The organism is Hymenobacter terricola (assembly GCF_017921975.2).
GTDB classification, from domain to species: domain Bacteria; phylum Bacteroidota; class Bacteroidia; order Cytophagales; family Hymenobacteraceae; genus Hymenobacter; species Hymenobacter terricola.
In genome coordinates this window covers 131,883-147,842 of sequence record NZ_JAGEMO020000016.1, presented here as the reverse complement: position 1 = coordinate 147,842, position 15,960 = coordinate 131,883, and the positions used below count along the sequence as shown (strand labels likewise).

Genomic DNA, 15,960 nt, shown 5'->3' with positions numbered 1-15,960 from the left:
CAAGAAACTTATAAGAAGAAGCGGGTGAAAATCAGGATGGTGCTCACGATGGACGCAATGCCCAGCACCGACGGCGCTTTGCGGTCGAACTGCTTGCCGTTTTTGGACGGCACGTACACCACGTCGCCGGGCACAATCACGAGGTTGTTGCGCTCGAAGCTGCTGAGCTGGGTCAGGTCGATTTCGGTGGCTTGGGTGCCGGCCGCGTTCTGGCGCAGCACTTTCACGTGGCGCTTGTCGGCATAAACCCCGAAGTCGCCGGCCTTGCCCAGCACTTCCACCAGCGTGTTGCGCTCTTTTTCGAGGCGCTGCTTGCCGGGAATGCCTACTTCGCCCAGCACGGTGGTTTCCATGTTCAGCACCTTCAGCGTGAGCTGCGGGCTCACAATCCACTTGCCCAGCACTTTTTCCAGCAGCTCTTCGGCCTCGGGCACCGTGAGGCCTTCGACGTGGTAGCTGCCCACTTTGGGCACGTTCAGGTTGCCCTGGGAGTCCACCTTGGTCCACTTGCCCTCGTTTTCGTTCACGCTGTAGTGCCCGTAGATGGAGCCCACGCTCAGCTCCTCGTGGTCCCACACGCTAATGGTCATGATGTCGTCCTGGCGCAGGCGGTACTGGTAGCCGGAGCCCACGTCGAGGGTGCTGGCCGCCGGCAGCGGCTTTTTAGTAGTGAACAGGTTTTGGGTGCAGCTGCTCAGCAATCCAAGTACGAGCAAGAGACTCAGAACCAGGGGCGCGCGAAGAAATAACGGTTGTATCACGGATAGGATAATTGGAAAGTGAAGGCGGGGCCACCACGGGGGCCTGCTTGGAAAACGAAGAGAAAAAGGCTTTGAGCCGCGAGGGCTGGGGCACCTGGCGCTGGGCCAGCAGCTGGCTCACCGCGCCAATTTTGTCGAGCACGGTGACGAGCCGGGTGGTGAGGTGTTCGTCCTTCACCACGTAGTCGAAAGCCCCGAGCTTGAGCGAATCCACGGCTACCTGCACGTGGCGCTGCCCGCTCACCAGCACCACGTAGGTGTCGGGGTTGAAGCGCTTGATGGCCCGCAGCGCGTCGGTGCCCGACACGCTGCCCATCGTCTGGTCCAGGAAAATGATGTCGGGCTCGTCGATGAGCGCATCGAGGCAGGCCGCGCCGTTGTCAAACAGGTGCACGTCGCTGAAGCCGTGGCTGCGCACCGCGTGCTCAATCAGACAGCGGCAATACGGGTCGTCGTCGACCAGGAAAATTTTTTGAAGTTTATCCGGCATGGTGGTAGTTCGTTTGGCCGGGGCAAGGCCAAAGAAGTGCCAAAGGATAAACCGGCATTCAATCAATTAATATAAAGCAACTTAAGTAAAATAATGCACAATGCGTACTCTAGTTATCAGACGATAATCTGAAAAATGGAGCCATTGAATGTCCCTTTATTGAGCGAATAGCGTAAAAAGTGAATGCCAGTATTACGCACTACCACGCTGTTAATCAGTGTCGCTTAAAAGCGGGTATGGGCGTGGCGTTTCCTGGGGGGCGCGGTTGGTCAGGCCTCCGGCAATGAGCTGCAGAACCTCCGTTTCCCGCCTGGTGAGGGCCGTTTCCGGCAGCTCCAGGCCGTTGCCGGCTTCGTCCACCACTTGTAGTCCGGGCGGGCGGGCCAACAGCGGCCGCAGGCCGGAACGCAGCAGGGTGTGGTCATCAACGAAGAAAACGCGAATCATCGACATGGGGCGGTAGCTGAACGCTGCCCCGCCAAGGAACCGCTCGTTAAGGTGGGGCTTATTAAAAGCACGTCGCTACCTGGCCTCATTACGTGCCGCCACCGGGCAGCACGCGGCGCACCATCGGACATGCTCAGGCTTGGTGTTCCCCGTGCAGATGCACCCGGAAGGTGGTGCCGTGCCCCGGCTCGCTTTCCACTTCGATGTGGCCGCCGCAGCCCTCTACCAGCCGGTTGACCAGAAACAGCCCGACGCCGGTGCCTTCGCCGGCCTCGGGGTGGAAGCGCCGAAACAAGTGGAACATCTCGGTGCCGAAATGGGGCAGGTCGATGCCCAGGCCGTTGTCCTGCACTTCGAGCACGGCGCGACCGTCCTGGTCGTAGGTGCGCATCTGCACCCGCAGCGGGCGGCCGGGCTGGTGGTATTTCAGGGCATTGCTGAGGAGGTTGAAGACGACGGTGCGCAGGCTGCTGCGCACGTAGCGCAGCACCGACAGGGCCGTGAAATCAGGCGTGAGCTGCGCTTGCGTGGCCAAAAACTCCGGGCGGAAGGCGAGTTGCGCTTCGGCCACCAGCTCGGCAAACGAAACCACCTCGCTGGCCTGGTCGCCGGGGCGGCGCTGCACCTGCACCACCGCCGCCAGGTCGGTGATGGTGGTGGAGAGGTTGCGCAGCGATTCATCGAAGAGCCGGAGCACGACGGCTTCCTCGGCGTCGTGGAAGGTGGCGGTGCGGCGCAATTCGGCAAAGAGGCCCACCAGGTTATTGACGGGCTGCTTGAGGTCGTGGCTGGCCGCGTACACGAAGTTGTCGAGGTCCTGGTTGGTGCGGGCCAGCTGCTGGTTCGTGTGCGCTAATTGCTGGTTGCGCACCCGGATTTCGTCATTGGCTACCTGGAGGCAGTCGTTTTGTTCGTGCACCTGCTGCCGGCTGGCTGTGAGCTCCAGCAACGACTCGCGCAGCTGCTGGTTCACGGTTTGCAGCTGGCCGTGGTAGCGGGCCAGATACTGGCGCCACTCGTTTTTATCAATGGCGTGCCGTACCGTTTTGTCGAGCACAACGCGGTCAAACTGCTGCTTCACTAAGTAATCGATGGCGCCGTTTTGGAGGGAGCGCACGGCCAGCGTTTCGCTGCCGCTGCCCGTCACCATCACCACGCACAGCGTTTCGGGCGGGCACAGGGCCTGCAGGCTGGCCAGCATGAGCAGGCCGTCGGTGTCGGGCAGCTGGTAGTCGAGAATTACGCAATCAGGGCGCCAGGCGGCGAACAGGGCCAGGCCCTCCGCGCCCGTGGCGGCCTCTTCAAACTGCAGCCGCTCGCCCCCCGGCTGCTGGGCCAGGTAGCGCCGGTAGAGCATCCGGTCGGCCGCGTTGTCTTCGATGAGCAGGATTCGTTTCACAGAAAAAAGTTAGGCCGGGTGGGGTAATTCGCAGGCTCCGAGCCAGTAGCGGGTCAGCAGGCCCACTTTTTCCTCTAGGGCGCGGTAGGCCATGGGCTTGGTCAGGTAGCTGTTGGCCCCGAGGCGGTAGCACTCCTCCACGTCGCGGGCATTGGCCGAAGTGGTGAAAATGATGACCGGGATGACGTGCAACGCGGGTTCTTGCTTGAGCGTGGCGAGCACATCGCGGCCATCGAGACCGGGCATGTTCAAATCGAGCAGCACCAGAACGGGCAGGGCGCATGGCCCGGCCAGGTGCTGCCCCCGGCCCTGCAGGTATTCGAGGGCTTGCTCTCCACTGGCGCAATGCACCACGGGGTTGGGCACGGCGTGGTGGCGGAAGGCGCGGCTGAGGGCCACAAAATCTTCGGAGTTGTCGTCCACCACCAGGATGGGGGCGTGAGTTTGGTCGTTCACCTACAGGTGTCTGGAGAGAGAAAACAGAAACGTGGCCCCCTGGCCCGCCTCGGAATCGACCCACAGCTCGCCGCCGTGCTTCTCCACCATTTTGCGGGCAATGGCCAGGCCCGCGCCGGTGCCGCCGCCGTACTGGTCCTGGGCGTGCAGCCGTTTGAAGAGCTTGAAAATGTTTTCGTGGTGCCGGGGGGCGATGCCGATGCCGTTGTCCTGCACGGCAAAAACGTAGAAATCGGCCGGACTGCCGGTGCCCTTGGGCCCGCGCGCCGCAGCCGGGGCCAGGCCGATGGTGACCCGCTTTTCGGGCTGGTTGTTGTAGCGCATGGCGTTGGTGAGCAGGTTGTTGAACACTTCCCGAATGCGGATGCGGTTGCAGGACATGGTGGGCAGCAGCCCGGCCACGACCACGGTGGTGCAGGTTTGTTCGAGGCGCGGCTGCAGGAGGTCCAGCACGTCGGCCAGGGCCTCGTTCAGGTCGGTTTCGGCCATCACCACGTCGAGGCGGCCCACCCGCGAGAGCTGGAGCAGGCCCTCAATCAGGCCCTCCATGCGCTGGCTGAGGCGCACCAGGGTTTCGAGCTTGCTCACGCCCTCGGCATCGAGCTGGGCGGCGTAGTCTTCGAGCAGAAATACGGCGTAGTTGTGGATGCCGCGCAGGGGCTCCTTCAAATCGTGGGAGGCCACGTAGGCGAAGGAGTCCAGCTCCTCGTTGCTGCGCTCCAGCTCCAGATTCAGACGGGCCAGGGTAACGGCTTTAGCCTGCAGCTCGTGGAAGGCTTTGAGGCGCATGTCGGCCAGGTGCTGGCGGATTTCCTGCGCGGCTTCCCGCTCCGGGGCCGTCCACGGGGTGGCGGTGTGCTCCACCAACTGCTTCCAGGCCTCGAACGACTGCCGGGGCGAAAGAAATACCTGGCCGTCAACAACAGTTGGCATTTTCTCGTGGCGGCCGGCCCAGGTCACGGTTTGCGCCTGCTCGGGGCGGAACCACAGGATGTACTCGCCCAAATCCGCGTCCAGCGCCACGGCCAGTATGCCGCTCGCCGTGGCCCGCAGGGCCGCCCCGGCCGGGTTGAGCGGTGCGTAGGAGTTGGTCGCGAATACCTCCTGGGTATTGTGCCGGCGCAGCCAGGCCACCAGGTCCGTAATCTGAGCGGGGGTCGGGGTTTGGCCCAGGCACACGATTTCACCGCCGAGGCACACAGCGGCCCCGCCGCAGTCGAACACGTCGGCCACGGTGGGCCGGTGCTGATACAAGTCCGCTACGAAAGTCGCGGGCGATTTTATCCGCGCCAGGAGCTGGGCCTGGGTCTGCTGAATGCGTTGGCGGGCGGCTTTCGCGTCCTGCTGCTCCTTGGTCTGCAGCAGCGTGGAGGCAGCTTTGCCGAGGAACTGGCACAGGTCGCGCAGCTCGTAGCTCACCAGGCGCGGGGTTTCGTGGTGGCAGGTAATCATGCCCCACAGCCGGCCCTCCTGAATGAGCGAAATGGTCATGGTGGCCGCCGAGCCCATGTTGCGCAGGTATTGGAGGTGGATGGGCGACACGCTCCGCAGCACGGCGTAGGTCATGTCGGGCGGCCGGCCGCTGGCGGGGTTCAGGGCCGGCACCAGCGGCACCGGCGCGTAGGCCACGTCGGCAATGAAGCGCAGCCAGTTTTTGAGGTACAGGGCCCGCGCCTGCCGCGGAATGTCGGTGGCCGGGTAGTGCAGGCCCAGCCAGGGCGCCAAATCAGGCCGCAAGGCTTCGGCCACGACGTGCCCGCTGTCGTCGTCGGCAAAGCGGTACACGGCCACGCGGTCGAAACCGGTGAGGTCGCGCACCTGCTCGGCCACGCCCTGGCACAGGTCCAGCATGGTGTCGGCGGCCAGCAGGCGGCCCAGCGTCAGGTTGAGCGCGGGCAGGTCGAAGGCGCTGACCGTAGTACTGCCCACGGCCTCGCCCTCCACCCACAGCAAGCCGTCGTGGCGGTGCAGCAGGAGCTTGTAGAAGGGCTGGCCCGCCAAGCAGTCGAGGCGCACACCCAGCAGCCGGGGGGCGGCCGTGAGCGTGGGCCAGAGGCGTGCCACTTCGGCCAGCTGAGCCGGGCCCAGCAGCAGCTCCAGCCCGTGCCCGAGCAGGTTTTCGGCCGCCATACCCAGCAATTCCCGGGTGTTGGCGCTGGCCTGCACCACGCGGTGGGTCTGCTCATCGAGGCACAGCAAAAAGCCGTAGGGCTGAATGAGACCGGGCAAATGAATGGGCTCCCGGTCGCAATCGGTCAGCGTAATCGGGGCGCCGATGAGTGCCTGGTCGGTATCGGCTACTGATTCAGCCACGCGGTCAGGGTCTGGAAAGAGTGAATGGCCGAGGCCGCAATGGCCGCCTGGGTGTGGTCGGTGGCGGTGGCTTCCAGCTGCTGGCAGAAGGATTTCCACATCGGGCCGGTGCGCTCGGCCCGGCCCGCGAAGTAGGTGCGGCCCGCAATGCCGGCCGTGGCCAGCTGCCGGGCAATCACCTGTCCGCCCAGGGCCGAGCCTTCGAGCACGTACATCGCGCCCAGCAGCTGCGGGCGCGTGTGCAGCGGCGGTAGCGCCGGGCACAGCGGGGGCGCGGCCAGGTAGCCGAGCTGGTCCAAATCTTCGAGAATTAAGTGGGCCCGGTAGCGCTGGTCGAGCTGCCAGGCGGGGCCAAATTGGCCGGCCTGCTCGCGCAGCTGCGTTTCGTAGGGCTGCACGAACCCGTACATCCGGCTCAGAAAGCGGGCCGTGAGGGCCGTGGTGACCGTGCCGGCCCCCAGGGCCTGATTGAAGGGGTTTTGCTCCACGGCGTCGTGGTAGGGCCGCGTGTCGGCGCGCAGCCGCTGCATGAGGGTCGGGCTTTCGAGGGTCAGCAACATGAGGTAGAGTGAAATGCAGCAAAAAGGAGCTTTCGTGGCCAGTCTGCGGCCCAATGGGCTAAGCCATTGGAGTCCGGCGCCTCAATGGCGGAAACGGCGCGTAGTTCGCCAAAGCCCGCCGGGAGCAAACAGCCGTCGTATCGTATTGAAACCCGTACAAGGACAAAGTTGCCCTGCACAACCACGCTACTCGTGAATAACGCGCAAAAAGCAGGTCCGAAAAGGGCCGCCAGCGCGTTAGCGCGTCACGAATTCTTTAAAGGTAACCTCCTCAGGCCACATAGCAGCGCCGCCCGCTGAGTTATTTCGGGGCGGGCGGCAGGGGCTGAATAACAGGTCGCTTTAGATTAGCTGAACCTGAAAGGACGTAAGCAGTTGACCCCTTCTGATTCCGGTTGGCGGTGCCCGGCTAGGCACACCCGGTTAGGCACGCCCAAAATGCACCCGGAAGGTGGCGCCCTCGCCCACCTGGCTTTCTACTGCCAGGTGGCCGCCCTGCACCTGCACCAGGCGGTTGACGAGGTACAGGCCCACGCCGGTGCCCTCGGTGTGGGTGTGGAAGCGGCGGAACAGCTGGAACAGCTCGGCCCCGTAGCGGGCCGCGTCGAACCCAAGCCCGTTATCCTTTACCCAGAGCACGGGCCGGCCGGCCTCCAGCCACAGCGAGCAGTGCACGCGGGACGGGCGGGCGGGGTCGGCGTATTTGAAGGCGTTGCTGAGCAGGTTGAGCAGAATGGTTCGCAGGCTGGCCCGCGAATAGAAGAGGATGGGCCGGACGCTAAAATCGGTGGTGACGCGGGCGCGGGCGGCGCGCACCTGCGGCTCCAGGGTTTGGAGCACGTCCTGCACCAGGGCCTTCAGGTCCACGGGTTCGGCCGGGGCCAGGGCTACCTGCTGGGCCTGGCCCAGGGCGGCCAGGTCGTCGATGTTGGTGCTGAGCTGGCGCAGCGCGTCGTGAATGAGGGGCAGCAGGAGCTGCTCTTCGGCGGGGTCGGCAAACGTGACGCTGCGGTGGAGCTCCTCAATGAGGCCGGCCAGGTTATTGACGGGCTGCTTGAGGTCGTGGCTGGAGGCATACACGAAGCTGTCCAGGTCCTGATTGGTGCGGGTGAGCTGCTGGTTGCTCAGGTTCAGGGCAGTGTTGGCGTGCTCGACGTCGTGGAGGGCGGCTTGCAGCTGGTCGGTGCGCTCGGCCACGCGGGCTTCGAGCTGCTGGTTGAGCTTGCGCAGGGCTAAGTGGGCCCTGTGCAGCTCCTGGGCCTGTTGCTGAATGTTGAGGTTGGACGTCCGGAGGTGCTCATTGGCGGTGGCCAGCTCCAGGTTGGTGGCGGCCAGATGGTGGTTGCTGGCGTCCAGCTCCTCGTAGCTCACCGACAGCTCCTCGTTGGCGATGGCCAGCTCCTCGTTGGCAATGGCCAATTGATGCGCCGTGGCCGGCGGCCGGTCGTCCGCCTCGGCCAGCTGGCGGGCCTGGACGTGCGCGCTCACGTTGTAGACAAACAGCAGCACGCCCGTGACCCGGCCCAGGGTGTCGCGCACGGGCTGGCCAATGAAATTGAAATAGACCGGCCGGTTCTGGCCAGCGTGGGTAGAATCGGCGTTGGCCCCGGCTTCGCGGCCGTAGCACGGCTCGCCGGTGCGGTAGGCCTCGTCAAGCAAGTCAAAAAAAGGCTGGCCGACCAGCTCCGGCAAGGCCTCGCGCAGGGGCAAGCCCGTGAGGGGCCGCTCACCAAACAGCTGCCGAAGCAGCTCATTGGTGATGGCCACCAGGTGGTCGGGCCCCGCCAAGCTGGCCATGCACGTCGGCGCATTCTGGAGCAGCGTGCGCAGCCGCTGTTCCTCGGCGGCGGCGCGAGCGGCCTGTTCCAGGGCCCGCCGGGGCGTCTCCGACGGGTGGGGTGGAGCAGTAGAAGCAGGAAGTGGCGTAGAATCAGGCATTAATAGGAACAAGGGGGTTAGGAAAGGTACGGATTTGCCAATGCAAAACCGATGGGCTTTCCCAATTGCAAAGCCACAACCAGCGTTTATTTCTGCTTTTCGCAGCTTAGATAACGGCGGTGCTATGCGGCAACGCCCCTGCCATTGCGGAGAACCGGAGGTCGCCGCTGAGAGCTTCGTGTTGCAGGATGGAGGCGTGCACCACCTTTGCCTGCTTGCCGATTTCGTCGGCTTTTTGAAAAAACAGTTTGGCTACCTCGGGTTGATGCCGGGCCGCATAGTGCTGGCCCAGGCTGTGGACCAGCATTTTGGTTTCTTCGAGCCCGCGCATGGACTGGTACAGCAGCCCTTCTACCGAGGCGGTGACTTCGCCCAATAGCGCACTTATCGTATAAGCGTGACCGGTGTGGCAGCGGTAGCGGATGAGCTTGCCTTCAATGAGCTGGGTGAGGGCGCCGTGGCATTCCGGGCAGGTGAAGGGCGTGAGCTTGCCTCTCTCAATAATGCCCAGCTCAAAGGCATTGTCCAGCTTGGCAATGGTGAGCTCAATCTTGAGCAGTTCGAGCTGGTCGACGGGGATGCGCGGCTTGGCGGGCGAGGGCTCGGCGGTGAGCCGGACCAGCAGCGAGCCCAGCTCGGCCAGGGGCACCACGTAATCGGCCGTGACGTATTCCAGCGCGTTGGAGGGCATGGACGGGGCCTGGGCGTCGGCGGGGTCTTGCACAATGGCCAGCCCGCCCATGCGCTGCACCGACCACAGGCCGGAGGTGCCATCGTCGAGGTAGCCGGTGAGCACCACGCCAATCACCCGGGGCCCAAAAGTATAGGCCGCCGAGCGGAACAGGGCGTCGATGGAGGGCCGAAAGCGGTTTTCCTTGGGCCCCCGGGTCACTAGCACCTGGTTGCCTTCGAGCAGCAGGTGGTAGTCGGGCCGCGCCACGTAGATGACGCCCGGCACCACGATTTCGCCGTTTTGCGGGTGCCTGACCGGCAGTGCGGATGCGCTGCTAAGCAGTTGCGGCAGAATGCTATGCGAGTCGGCCCCGACGTGCTGCACCACGAAGATGGGCGCCGGAAAATCAGCCGGCAGGGCTTTCACCAGCTCCAGCAGCGCCGAGACGCCGCCCGCCGAGGCCCCGATGACGACAATGTCGCGGTGATGTGAGCGAGTTTTTTTGGAGAGCGGCGTGGGCATGGGGGACAGATTAGGGCGGGAGTATCACCCATGCCGCATACGGAAAAGAAGCACCTGCCGCCGAGATGCCGGGGCAGATTAATTCGATTCACGCACAGCAGTATACCCGCAGCTAGTGAGCTGGTCTAGCTAAGCCGTACAGAGTTGGGAAGTAGTTTGGCCTTGGGTTTCGACGTGGCCGGGGATAGCGCGGGATGAGTTGCTACCGCGCCGGAGGCACAACGCCCACCAGGCTGGGCAAATTTGAGGGCATCCGACGCCGCCATTGGCCGGCTGCAAACGGCAACGCGCTGCTAAAAATACACGGGGCCATGGCAGTAACCCAGTAACGCGCCAGCTCAAACACGGGGCGCTTTTAATGCACTGCCTTTCCATGCGCTGCACGCTATTGCTTCAGGAGCTTCTGAGTGCCCGCCAGCCCGCCATCGGCATTACGGACGAGGACCAAGTACAGGCCCGTGGCCCAGCCGCTGACTTCCAGGGCCTGGTCAGTTCCGGTGGCCGGCCCGGCATATATTAGGCGGCCATCGCTGCCATACACGCGCAGGACTTGGCCGGGGTGCAGCCCCAGGAGGCGCACGGTGCTCGTGGCCGGGTTGGGCACCAGGCGCACGGTGCTGGCGGTGCCGCAGGCGACGGTGAGCGTGACGACGGGGCTGTACGTGCTGGTGCGGTCCACGTCGACCAGCCGGAGGCGATAATAGTTCACTCCCTCGCCGGGCTGCTGGTCGAGGTAGCTGTAGGTGCTGCCGCTGGGGCTGTTGCGACTCGCGACGGTGGCTATTTTTGCGAACAAACGGCCGTCCGGGCTTCGCTCCAGCTCAAACCGGTCGCTTTGCACTTCGCTGGCCGTGGCCCAGTCGAGGCGCGCGCCGCAGGTGCCGCTGGCCGTGGCCGTAAAACGGGTCAGCGTCACGGGTAGCGGGGAGGCCCCCAGCGTCTGGCCCAGGCCAAACTGGCTGAAGCTGCTCAGGCCCAGGCGCAGGGCGTAGCCATTCGCCAGCATGCGCCCCGCGCCGCCATCGGGGTTGAGGGTGCCGCCCCCACCGGTCCAATCGGCCGCGTCGGTGCTGGCGTCGGGGCGCTTGAGGATAGCGAAGTAGTTGTCATTCAAATTACTGAAGGGCAGCAGGCTCACTTTGGCGTCGTAGGTGCCGGCGCTGGGCTGGGTGCCGGGCGTGAGCGTCCAGACCCCGGCGTTGTTTACGGTGCTGTACGGGGTGCGATAGCCCGGCTCGTGGTAGGTCAGGTTGGCATCGGTGCCGGGCTTGGGGCCAAAACTGGCGTCGATGGTGCCGAAGCCCGTGCCGCGCAGGTTGTGGTCCAGCAGCTCGTAGAGGGCGTATTGGCTGGCCGTGCCCACGGGAAAGGCATACGTCGCCGAAACATTGCTGGCGAGGGTTCGGCGCAGGTTGCCGGCCACGTAGCTGCCGGCGCTGTAGCCGCTGAGGCTGGTGGCGCTGGCGTTGCTGTGCACCCATTTGCGGCTGCCCGTCGTGATGGTGCCGGCGGTCAGCACGAGCGTACCGCTGGTGCTGGCGTCGGTGGCCAGCGTCAGGCCGGCGGGGTTGTTCACCACTACGCTGCCGAAGAGGCCGCCGGTCAGCGTTTGGGCGCTGCTGCCCTGGAAGGTGACCTGGCTGGTGGGGGCCGGCGTCACCGTGCCGGTATTCAGCCAGTCGCCGGCAACGGCCAGCTGGCCGCTGCTGCCCAGCGTGAAGGTGGTGCCGGCCGGAATAGTGAGCGCATGCACGGCCGCGCCCGCCGCATTCAGCGTGGGCTGCACGGGTACGTTAGCCATCAGGCTGTTGCCCAGGCTCACCGACGTGGTGTTTGGGCTGATGGTCGCGTCGGTGGTGACATCGGGCACCGTGCCGCTGGCCCAGTTGTGGCAATCAAGCCAGTTGCCATCGGCCGGGGTGCTGTTGCCGCTCCAGGTGCCGGTCGCCCCGGCCAGGATGGCATCGGTCACGACAGGGAACGTGCTCAGGTCGGTATTGCTGGTGCCGCCGCAGCCGCTGGTAGGCGAGGTGCCCAGCGAAATTACTTGGTACTGCGTGGTGGCGGTGCTGGTCGGGATGGGGTAGTAATAGGGCGTGGCGGGGGCACTCACGTCTTCGTAGGTGTTGGCCGTGAGGTTGTGCACGCGCACGGCGAGCGGGAACTGCGCGGTGGTCAGCGCAAGGCCGGCCACGTTGTTGATGCCGTCGTAGGCCGTGAAGTCGAGGCGGAGCGTGTGCGCGCCCTCGGCGGGGCAGGTGGTGCGGTTGGCGTAGCTGGCCCGGGGCAGGAAGCCGAAGCTCCAGCCCGGGTTGTTGCCCTGGTCGTTGGCCCCGTTGCGGCCGGCCTCGAAGTAGGCCCCGCCCGTGGCCCGGCTGTCGCGGATGTAGGTGTAGTCGGCGCAGATGCCGCCCGTGGCCTTGGTCCAGGTGAAGAGGCTGCCGTTCACGGTGCTTTGCAGGGTGACGGGGTTGTTGCTCAGGCCCACCGATACCAGCGTGGCATTGGGGCCAAACGTGGTGGTAGTGGCGGCGGTGAAAACGTAGGCCCGGCCGGGGAAAAAGGTCAGCGTGCCGTTGACGGTATTGCTGCCCAGGATGTTAGTGGACCCGGTTAGCTGGAGGTTGTGAAACGTATTGTTCCCGGCCAGCGCAATGACGGTTAAGGGATTATCAATCAATACGTCATTATAAGGCTGGCCGCCCCCGGTGAAGGCGCTGGCATTCACGGTGAGCAGCGAGGTGCCCGGCGTCACGACCAAGTTCGCCGTTACGGCCACCACCCAGCTGCCATTCACGGTTACCGGCGAGGCCCCCAGCTGGAGGGCCTTCGCCAGCACACCCGAAGTGGCGTAGTTAACGATGCTGACGGGCTGGTCATTGGTCGTAAGCGTGCCGGCCGTGTGCGTAATCCCGGCGGAGCTGGTGAAGGGGTCGGCCAGCGTCACGCTGCCGCCGGGTACGTTGAGATTGAGGTTGCCCGTCAGCCGTTGCCCGGCACTGGTGAGGGTGCTGGCGGTGCCGGGGCCCAGTATGGCCAGGCCCCCGGCCAGGGCCACGGTCATATTGGGGGCGGGGGCCCAGGTCACGGAGCCGTACACGCTTAGCAGGTTGCCGGCTACGCTGCGCAGGGTCAGGCCTTTGCCGTTGGTTAGCGCACTGCAATCGATGCTGCGGCAGTTGGAGGAGGCCAGGTCGATGGTCAGCGTCTGGCCCGTGGTCGTCACCGAGCTGGCATCTAGCACGACGTTATCGACGAGCGAGGGGGTGCATTCGCCGCCGGCCCCGCCGCTGCTCAGGCTCCAGTGCGCGGCATCGTTCCAGTTGCCACCTCCGCCCACCCAGTACAGGGTGCGCATCGGGGGCGGCGTGATGGCGATGCCCGTGTTGCTGCCATTGTCCAGGCCGCTCTGGTCCTGCCAGGTGGCGCCCCCCGAAAAAGCGGTGTACTGGAGTATCACGTACTGCAACGGTGCATTGCTGGCCGATACAAAGCTGGTCGCCGCCGCGCTCGAAGGACCCGTGATGGTAATGAAGTTCGAGCACGTCCCCGTTGCATTCAGCGTAGCCCCGCTCCGGAACGTTTGGGTGGTGGCGTTTGCGACCAGGTAGGTCTTCCCCGGACTCAGCAGCAGCTGCCCGTTGAGGGTGTTGTTGCTGCCGATGGTGGCCGACCCGTAGAACAGCAGGTTCTGAAACGTGTCGGAAGCGGTGGTATTGCCGATTATCGTCGCCGAAGCGCCCCCGGTGTTGTTCGCAAAGGTGACAGTGCCGTACGTCAGGCCGAGTCCTCCCCGGAAGATGCTGTTGTAGAAGGTCGTATTGTTGCCGTTGAGCAGGTTGATGGTGCTGCTGCCGGCGTTGAGCGTGACGGGCGTGGTGGTAACGCCCGCCGTCGTGACGCTGGCCACGTCCCAGGTATAGTTGCTGACCGCCACATTGGCATCGTTGCGGGTGTTGGTGCCCAGCAGGTTCAGCACGCTTGCGCCCAGGTTCACGGTCGGCGGCGACAGACTGAGAGGCCCTGCCGGCCCCGAGCCGGTGCCGTACACGGAGTAGTTAAATCCGTAGCCGCTGCTGAAGGACTGGGCATTGATACTATGGTCGTTGGTCGTGAACGTGCCCGATTCCACGAACACGCGCCCGGTGGTCGTCACGTCATCCAGCAGCGCATAGCTCCCCCCTGCGGCCCGAAACCACAGGTGGGCCGCCAGGGGCTGGCCGGCCGTGGTGAGCGTGTAGCTGCCCCCGCCCGGCTGGCCCAGAAACAGGTCGGCCACCAGCGCCTGCGTCAGGCTGGCCGGCCCCACCAGCGTCAGCGAGCCGGCCACCGTGAGCACGCACCGGGAGGTCGCGTTCAGCGTGGGCTTGTTCGTGACGCCCGTCCAGTCCATATTGCGGCACTGTTGGCCGGTCAGGTCCAGCGTCACCGCGCGGCCCGTGGCCGTGAAGGAATTGGCATCGAAGTGCACGTCGGTAAACACGTTGGGCAGGCAGGTATTGCCCCCGGTGGAGCCGCCGCTGGTGCTGGCCCAGTGGCTGGGGTCGTGCCAGCTGCCGCTGTTGCCCACCCAGTAGAGGTCGGTCACCGGCAGGCCCGCAATCGTAATGCCCGAGCAGCCGCCCTGGTTGGCGCTGGCGGTGGCCACGGCCGCCCCGTTGGCCGGGTTGCCGCTGCTGCCATCCGTGAAGGTGAGGTCCTGCAACACCGCGTAGCTGAGCGGGGCCGAGGCCCAGCCCCCGCTGCGGGCCAGGATGGCCGGGCTGCCCGCCAGCGTCGATTGCACCGTGCCGAAGCCCGCGCAGCCGCCACTCGTGGCCAGGGTGGCCCCGCTGCCGAAGCTCAGCACCTTCGTGGCGCCCGTTCCCACCAGCAGCGTCGCATCGGCCCCCAGCGTCAGGCTGCCGCTGGCACTAATGGTAGCGGCGCTGTTCAGCGTCAGCCGGCTGTTCACGGTGAGGGCATTGAACGACGAGTTGGCCACGTTGAGGACCGCGCCATTCCCGGAATTCACCACCACGGCATTGAAAGCAAAGGCCTTCCCGGTGGTAACGCTTACCGGGCTGCTGTAGTTGGTGAGCGCGCTGGCGCCCACGTTGAGGGTGCTGGTCCCGGCCGTCAGCGTCAGGTTCGGATTGCTCAGGTTCAGCGCCCCGGTGTTCGACTGCACCAGCAGCGTGGTCGTGCTGCTGCCCAGGTCGAGGGTGCCCACCACCGTGCTCGCCACGGCGCTCGCGCCCGTGTAGGTGCTCAGCGTGCTAAACGTGAGCGTGGTGCTGCCAAAGCTCACCCGGCGGGCCGCCGAGATGTTCACGACGGTTCCCGACGCACCATTAAAAGCACTGGTAAACGTCCAGCCGCCATTGGCACTGTCGAAGGTTAAGGAAGCCCCAAACGGCACCCCCTGCATATCCACCACCGCGCCGGTAGTGGCCGCCAGCATCCGGTGGGGCACGGTGATGACCGGCGTCGTCGCCATGGTGGCGGTGTAGTGCAGGTCGCCGTTTATTTCCAGCACCCCGCTGGCCCCCTGCACAAAGGTGGCCAGGCGCACGTTGCCGCTCCAGGTCATGTCGTGACAGGTCACGGTCCCGACAATGGTTACCCGCTGGCTACTGACCGTGAAGGAACTTGCATCGAAGTACACATTGTCGGTGTTTTTCGGCACGCTGGCGTAGGCGTTGCCGGCCCCGCCGCTCGCGTTGGCCCAGTGGCTCATGTCGGTCCAGGCGCCGCTGTTGCCGACCCAGTAGTAGTTGGCGGCGCGGGCAGTCGTGCCCAGGCCCAGCAGGCAAAGCAGCAGGCAAAGCAGCAGGCAGAAACGCCTTAGCGCGGCGCTGGCCGGGCAAGAACCAAGTAAATAACGTTGCATAGAGTATTCCGTGATGCCGGTCGCAAGGCCAACCGGATACCAAAGAATTTTTATTTTTTAACATCCTGTAGTTAAGAGCATTATAAATCATTCCCGATGAATGGCCCTCCCGCCTATGGAGTAATGTTCCAGCTTCTGGAGCCGCGATTTGGGCAATGTGGTTAATCGAATAAGGCCGGCCGGAGAGCGGAGGTGGTGTCAGCATGCCGGCCGGCAGCAGGGCATTCCGATGGGGGTCGCCGGGCTTTTCCAGCCCTCTCAAATGCGCCCGAGGGCCATTCGGCTCTTCCCCTACCCCGGAATTGAGCAGTCGGTCCCGCCCGTTCTGCCCCGCGGAACGGCCCGCTACCGGCTGGACCGGGCAGGGACAATCTGCTTTTTGGAAAGGTTTTCTAAAATCAGGGCTCTTTGCAGTTAATAAACAACATTAATTGTTTGATTTTCAGATAAATAATTATCCTGCATGTTCTGGCATTGCCTTGGCTTGGTGCCAGCCAAACGAAACGCCCGGCCCACGAAATCCCAAAAA

General features: G+C 64.6%; 10 protein-coding genes. All 10 read right to left on the bottom strand.

What is annotated here, in order from left to right; all coding sequences use genetic code 11:
• Window positions 1–8: 8 nt before the first annotated feature.
• The 10 genes from J4G38_RS13675 to J4G38_RS13630 all read right to left on the bottom strand — a co-directional run bounded on the left by J4G38_RS13675 (window position 9) and on the right by J4G38_RS13630 (window position 15,431).
• Entirely contained in the window at window positions 9–716 is a 708-nt protein-coding gene (locus J4G38_RS13675) for a polysaccharide biosynthesis/export family protein (RefSeq protein WP_210517369.1), read from the bottom strand.
• Window positions 664–1,251, bottom strand: coding sequence for a response regulator (locus J4G38_RS13670; RefSeq protein ID WP_210517371.1), 588 nt, complete (start codon window positions 1,249–1,251; stop codon window positions 664–666). Before J4G38_RS13670 ends, J4G38_RS13675 begins: the two co-directional genes overlap by 53 nt.
• Window positions 1,252–1,461: 210 nt before the next feature.
• Window positions 1,462–1,704 (bottom strand): response regulator transcription factor, encoded by a 243-nt coding sequence (locus J4G38_RS13665; RefSeq protein ID WP_210517374.1) that lies wholly within the window; start codon window positions 1,702–1,704, stop codon window positions 1,462–1,464.
• 127 nt (window positions 1,705–1,831) lie between these two features.
• Window positions 1,832–3,097, bottom strand: coding sequence for an ATP-binding protein (locus J4G38_RS13660; RefSeq protein ID WP_210517377.1), 1,266 nt, complete (start codon window positions 3,095–3,097; stop codon window positions 1,832–1,834).
• Between the two features lie 9 nt (window positions 3,098–3,106).
• Window positions 3,107–3,553: a response regulator gene (locus J4G38_RS13655; RefSeq protein WP_210517380.1), complete on the bottom strand. Its 447-nt coding sequence runs from the start codon at window positions 3,551–3,553 to the stop codon at window positions 3,107–3,109.
• Window positions 3,554–5,866 carry an ATP-binding protein gene (locus tag J4G38_RS13650; protein ID WP_210517383.1) on the bottom strand — a complete coding sequence of 771 codons (2,313 nt, stop codon included), beginning with the start codon at window positions 5,864–5,866 and terminating at the stop codon, window positions 3,554–3,556.
• Window positions 5,851–6,426 (bottom strand): biliverdin-producing heme oxygenase, encoded by a 576-nt coding sequence (locus tag J4G38_RS13645; RefSeq protein ID WP_210517386.1) that lies wholly within the window; start codon window positions 6,424–6,426, stop codon window positions 5,851–5,853. Before J4G38_RS13645 ends, J4G38_RS13650 begins: the two co-directional genes overlap by 16 nt.
• A 423-nt stretch (window positions 6,427–6,849) precedes the next feature.
• Window positions 6,850–8,364, bottom strand: a complete 1,515-nt coding sequence (locus J4G38_RS13640; protein ID WP_210517388.1) for a PAS domain-containing sensor histidine kinase — start codon at window positions 8,362–8,364, stop codon at window positions 6,850–6,852.
• Between the two features lie 106 nt (window positions 8,365–8,470).
• The gene (locus tag J4G38_RS13635) at window positions 8,471–9,559 is read right to left on the bottom strand and encodes a chemotaxis protein CheB (RefSeq protein ID WP_210517390.1); all 1,089 of its coding nucleotides are present in this window, start codon (window positions 9,557–9,559) and stop codon (window positions 8,471–8,473) included.
• Between the two features lie 385 nt (window positions 9,560–9,944).
• The gene (locus J4G38_RS13630) at window positions 9,945–15,431 is read right to left on the bottom strand and encodes a beta strand repeat-containing protein (protein WP_210517392.1); all 5,487 of its coding nucleotides are present in this window, start codon (window positions 15,429–15,431) and stop codon (window positions 9,945–9,947) included.
• Window positions 15,432–15,960 lie beyond the last annotated feature (529 nt).

Excerpts from the sequence above, each read along its gene's own strand:
- J4G38_RS13630 (WP_210517392.1), bottom strand. The coding sequence starts at position 15,431 with ATGCAACGTTATTTACTTGGTTCTTGCCCGGCCAGCGCCGCGCTAAGG.
- J4G38_RS13665 (WP_210517374.1), bottom strand. The coding sequence starts at position 1,704 with ATGTCGATGATTCGCGTTTTCTTCGTTGATGACCACACCCTGCTGCGT.
- J4G38_RS13645 (WP_210517386.1), bottom strand. The coding sequence starts at position 6,426 with ATGTTGCTGACCCTCGAAAGCCCGACCCTCATGCAGCGGCTGCGCGCC.
- J4G38_RS13635 (WP_210517390.1), bottom strand. The coding sequence starts at position 9,559 with ATGCCCACGCCGCTCTCCAAAAAAACTCGCTCACATCACCGCGACATT.
- J4G38_RS13670 (WP_210517371.1), bottom strand. The coding sequence starts at position 1,251 with ATGCCGGATAAACTTCAAAAAATTTTCCTGGTCGACGACGACCCGTAT.
- J4G38_RS13640 (WP_210517388.1), bottom strand. The coding sequence starts at position 8,364 with ATGCCTGATTCTACGCCACTTCCTGCTTCTACTGCTCCACCCCACCCG.